Source organism: Ruegeria sp. SAZD013, assembly GCF_059612525.1.
The window spans coordinates 1-3,870 of the sequence record NZ_JBXWQT010000003.1 but is presented as its reverse complement, the minus strand read 5'-3'; the positions used below and the strand labels follow the sequence as shown (position 1 = coordinate 3,870).

The window sequence follows — 3,870 nt, the reverse complement described above, 5'->3', positions numbered from 1 at the left end:
AACTCTCCTGCAACTCAAGAGAATTGAATCAGCAGCCAAAGCATCGCTCAAGCAGAGTTTTTCAACAGTATCTCCGCATAGCCGCCGTCGGTTGATCGTGCAGCATCGGTCACTGGGGGCTCCGTGCTGCAGTTAGGGAAAATTTAGTGAATTTCTGCTGCGCGGACGAAGTCGACATTCACTTTTGCATAAAGATTACGACGGCGATTGCGCCAAAAATTCCGCATCAAAAGCTTGCAGAAACAGGCTATCCCGAGCGCTCCCGCCTCAAGATCAAGTGCGCGAGATTTCGGTTCATTCCGCTCCCAGAGCGAACGTGCCTAAAGATGAGCGTGAACAACCGAAAGCGCGTGATTGAGAGTGTTTACTGCGAACTCTCTTTGGCTGTCCGGATCATTTAGACGCAAACGTGCATCTTCCTGTTCTGCCTTGTAGCCCACTGGAAACTTATCACCTTCCAATACTGTTCCCCAAACCTGAATGTCCTTGATTGCCATGGGATCCACAGTCAATGGGTTGTCATCCAAAATAGTGAAGTTCGCTCGCTTGCCAGGTTCGATACTGCCAAGGTCCCGTTCAAGACGATGAGAATAGGCGGCGTTGATTGTCACTCCACGTAAGGCCTCTTCGACCGGGACCGTCTGATCCTGTCCTGCTACCCGACCGGAACTCGTCACGCGGTTCACCGCACACCACATTAGGAACAATGGATCACCGGGCGCCATCGGCATATCGGAATGCAGTGACCAGGAAATACCCGCTCGATCCAGATCACCAAGACGGACCATTTCATTGGCGCGTTCAGGACCAAGACCGGTTTTACTGTATTGATCCGCAAGTGCCGTCACGTAGTAGGGATTTGCGGAAACAATCGCGCCCAGACGTTTGATACGCATGACCTGATCGGGCGCACTCACAGCAAAGTGCACGATCACCGTTCTATGATCGAAACGAGGATTTCTGCGCAAGTTCCGCTCTAAGGCGTTTAATACACGGTCCAACCCGGCGTCACCGTTGACGTGAATATGAACTTGGTAGCCCGCGTCCCAATAGGTTTGAAATGCACGCTCAAAGGCCGACAGGTCCATCATCCACTCGCCATGGTAATCGCCAAGCGGATCGTCCCTCAGTTGAATGGCAAGGGAATATATCGCACCGTCCGCAAAAAGCTTGACGCTGCCTTTGGACATACTGGTCTTGCCACCATACCAGTCGACAAGTGCTTCTGTCTGTTCGATCACATCTTCAGCATTGTCATATTTGGCGATCAGGCTTCTTCCATCTGGAATGAAGCTCCACCGGAACGGCATTGAGGGTGCGGAGAATACAGCGTTCACCGCATCCTGAACCGGGCGTGCCAGAATGCCGCCTGGCTCGTTGCCGTAGGTCACGCCCTTCGCATGCATGTAATCGCGCATGGTCTCCAAACCAGCGCGAAACTTTTCAGGGGTTGCCACGTATGGTGCAATCAAAGGCAGAACTGCAAACAAACCCTGTTCCCAGAAGTGTCCATGCTCAAAGCTGGATTGCATCTTTTCTGAGTCGGACCAGGCGTCCATGACCTCTTCGGTAACGCCCGCGGCCTCCATTGCAGCAGAATTCAGAATGAATTCGTGGCATGAGCGGGCCCACACAAAGATAGGGCGTTCGCTGCTGATCTGGTCAAGGTCCGACCGTGTCAGTGGACCATAAAATGCCGCGTGGTATCCCCATGTCATGACAGGGGTGTCCGGGTCTTGCTGACCATTAACAGCTTCGGACAACCGTGCCAGAAAGTCATCCTTGTCCACAACGGCGCGCGATAAACCCTGTGGCAAGTCCCAGTCCTCTATCGAAAGAATGACGGACGAAAGGCTCAAGCCGCCCAAAACTGGGTGATCATGCTGGGCGATAAAGCCGGGAACGATGATAAGGTCGGCGAATGTGTCATCAACGGTGAAGGGCTGTTCACCAATCGCCTCTTGGACTTGCTCTCTAGTGCCGGTCGCCAAAATCCGACTGTTTACAACAGCAACGGCTTCGGCGCTTGGAAGGTCGGGATCAAGTGTGACGATCTCGCGAGCCGTAAAAATCGTGACTTCATCAAGATCGAGTATCGCTCCGCCAAGATCGGTCAGCGTGCCTTCTTGCCCGAACAATGTACTCGGAGCAACGAGGATCGTCGTGCTCGTCAGGAAGGACCTTATAAACGCCCGTCTGGAGTTGTTTCCCATGGTGGATGCCTCTCCCTAATGCACTTACTAACACAAAATACGCAGATGTCCGCAATTCGGACATCGATCGATTTTCCCCAAACAACCGCTATGCGGATGGGGTGGATGGCGTCTGCAGCCAACCGTCGCGCTTTGCGGCAAACTGCAGAAGACATCTTCTGCAAGGAAAGGAGCCCCACCATGGAAGTCACGACGATAGGATTGGATCTCGGTAAAGACGTCTTTCAGGTCCACGGGATCGCTGATGACGGTACGGTTGTCTTCAATCGTTCGATCCGCCGCAGACAATTGCTGAAGTTCTTTGAGACCCTGCCGAGCTGCCTCGTCGGAATTGAGGCGTGTGGGTCGGCACATCACTGGGCGCGTGAGCTGACTGAAATCGGCCATGACGTGCGCCTCATGCCGGCAACTTACGTAAAGCCCTACGTGAAGCGTGGAAAGACGGATGCGGTTGATGCCGAGGCAATCTGCGAGGCCGTCACGCGACCGACCATGCGGTTCGTCGCTGTGAAATCGAAGGAACAACAAGCCCTTCTTACAATGCATCGCGTGCGCCAGCTTGTCGTGCGCCAGAAAACCCAGATGCTGAACGTGATCCGGGGTCTTCTTCGAGAGTTTGGTCATGTGATCGGGAACGGGCCGGTGGCGGCGATGCGCTTCGTCAAAGGGTTCAAAACCAACGATTGCCCGGACATGCCAGACGTTGCGAAGAGCATGCTCAAAACCCTCTGCGAGCAGGTTGTTGCACTCGACGAGCGCGTGGTGTTCTACGACAAACTGATCGAGTATCATTCGCGGATCGATGAACGGGCCAAGCGGATCAGAACCGTCCCTGGTGTTGGTCCAATCACCGCCTCTGCCATCGTCGCCACCATCGGCGACGGCAAACAGTTCAAGAACGGGCGCGAGTTTGCTGCTTGGCTTGGTCTCACCCCATTGAACAGATCGAGTGGTGGCAAGGAACGCCTCGGCCGGATTAGCAAGAAGGGTGACCGTTACATAAGAAGGCTTCTGGTGATCGGTATGACCTCACAAGTACAGCGCGCCCGCGGCTATCCAGAACGCGTGCATCCTTGGATCATGCAACTCCTCGAGCGCAAACCCGTCCGACTTGCCACGATCGCGATGGCAAACAAAGCCGCACGGATCATCTGGGCGATCCTCACCAAAGAAACATACTACCGGCAATCAGCGGCATAACCGGAGGCACTGAACAAAAAAGAATTGCAAGACGAATGCCATGATGGCACGTGCGGTCATCCGAGAACCCGGAAAACCCGAGCTTCGTCCTGAACTCTCAGGTTCGCTTTGCCGATTGGGACCAGGTTCACGGAACCCATCAAGGCCAGCGGCTCAAGCAAATGCCGCAATCAAAGGCCGGACACAGGACTGTACTGACCAGCCGCGCAATCAGAGCATTTTGTCCTTGCAAAGCAGACGCCATCCACACAGGACGAAGTTGCCGTTTGCTGGCTCAGCGAAAATTGCTTTGAATGCTCGACGGTGTCACCGGATTGCTCGCAGCGGCGCAGCAGGATTTACCGAAAGCAGACGCACAAATCACACAAATCGGCCGAGATCTATTTTGTTGAAAAACTCGGGCTTGATCGGTTGGTAAGTTGCTGATTCAATTCTTCCTAAAGGGAGGGATCAGCCA

The 3,870-nt window shown here is 54.0% G+C and carries 2 protein-coding genes; one reads left to right on the top strand and one right to left on the bottom strand.

All coding sequences use genetic code 11. The features are described 5' to 3' along the window. Nucleotides 1–320 precede the first annotated feature (320 nt). On the bottom strand, nucleotides 321–2,213 hold the full coding sequence (locus tag AC2FLU_RS00710; protein WP_496809178.1) for an amidohydrolase: 1,893 nt from the start codon (nucleotides 2,211–2,213) through the stop codon (nucleotides 321–323). A 180-nt stretch (nucleotides 2,214–2,393) separates the two neighbouring features. On the opposite strand from AC2FLU_RS00710, the gene AC2FLU_RS00705 reads away from it, so the two are divergent. Next, entirely contained in the window at nucleotides 2,394–3,413 is a 1,020-nt protein-coding gene (locus tag AC2FLU_RS00705) for an IS110 family RNA-guided transposase (protein WP_209599476.1), read from the top strand. Nucleotides 3,414–3,870: the final 457 nt, after the last annotated feature.

Coding starts and splice junctions, on each gene's coding strand:
- AC2FLU_RS00710 (WP_496809178.1), bottom strand. CDS start 2,213: ATGGGAAACAACTCCAGACGGGCGTTTATAAGGTCCTTCCTGACGAGC.
- AC2FLU_RS00705 (WP_209599476.1), top strand. CDS start 2,394: ATGGAAGTCACGACGATAGGATTGGATCTCGGTAAAGACGTCTTTCAG.